This window comes from Aeromonas sp. QDB34 (genome assembly GCF_027705405.1).
Taxonomy (GTDB): domain Bacteria; phylum Pseudomonadota; class Gammaproteobacteria; order Enterobacterales; family Aeromonadaceae; genus Aeromonas; species Aeromonas hydrophila.
On record NZ_JAPDBT010000059.1, the window covers coordinates 1 to 1,063 of the forward strand.

1 protein-coding gene is annotated in these 1,063 nt (G+C 56.1%); it reads left to right on the forward strand.

Going from position 1 to position 1,063, the window contains the following annotated elements; genetic code table 11:
- Positions 1-88 precede the first annotated feature (88 nt).
- On the forward strand, positions 89-1,006 hold the full coding sequence (locus tag OKC29_RS22980) for an IS5 family transposase (RefSeq protein ID WP_270669817.1): 918 nt from the start codon (positions 89-91) through the stop codon (positions 1,004-1,006).
- The last annotated feature ends 57 nt before the right edge of the window (positions 1,007-1,063 follow it).

Genomic DNA, 1,063 nt, shown 5'->3' on the forward strand with positions numbered 1-1,063 from the left:
GGCGTTGTTTCCCAAATTGATGCAGCTTGAATGGAACTAACTGAGGACTCGGTGATCTGATCACCACCATCCTCTTCAAGTCTGCATCATGGGCACGTCGCTTCACCCCATCACCAACTGGCCTCAATACAACAAGTCTTTGATTAACCGTGGTTCACTCACCTTCTGGGTTGATGCCGAGGCCATGAGCAACTGGTTTCACCACGACCATCATGGGCGGCGGGGCCGCAGCCAGCTTTACACTGACCAGACCATCTGTACCTTCCTGATGCTCAAGGGGATTTTCAACCTCACTCTGCGGGCCACCCAGGGACTACTCGACTCCCTGTTCGAGTTGATGAACGTACCGCTTTGTGCCCCCGATTACAGCTGTGTCAGCAAGCGAGCACGCACAGTGACGGTCGCTTATCGACAGCCCCCAAAGGGACGCATTACCGACTTGGTTATCGACTCAACCGGGCTGAAGGTGTTTGGTGAAGGCGAGTGGAAGGTCAGAAAACACGGCGCCGAGAAGCGGCGAGTCTGGCGCAAGTTGCATCTGGCTGTGGACCCGGCCACTCACGATATCGTGGCAGCGGAAGTCTCGCTGGAAAATGTCCATGATGCCGAGGTGCTGCCGACCTTGCTCAACCCACTGCGGCGCAAGCTGGGACGTGTTTATGCAGATGGCGCCTATGACAGCAAAGCCAGCCATCAGCTTATCTCGCGCAAAGGGGCGACAGCCTGTATCCCGCCCCGCAAGAACGCTGGGTTATGGAAAAAGGGACACCCAAGAAATGACGCTGTGCTGGTGATGCGCAAGGAGGGGCTAGCGCACTGGAAGAAGATGTCGGGATATCACCGGCGCTCGCTGGCAGAGACGGCGATGTATCGGTTCAAGCAGTTGATGACGGGCAAAATCAGTCTGCGTAACTACAACGGCCAAGTGGGAGAAGTCATGGCGTATGTCAGCGCTATAAACAAACTGAATACCCTTGGTCTACCTGTCAGAAAGCCCCGAGTGTAGCGGTCACCTGGGGCTGGGGACGTTGTGACCTGATGGCTGATTTGGGCAACAACGCCG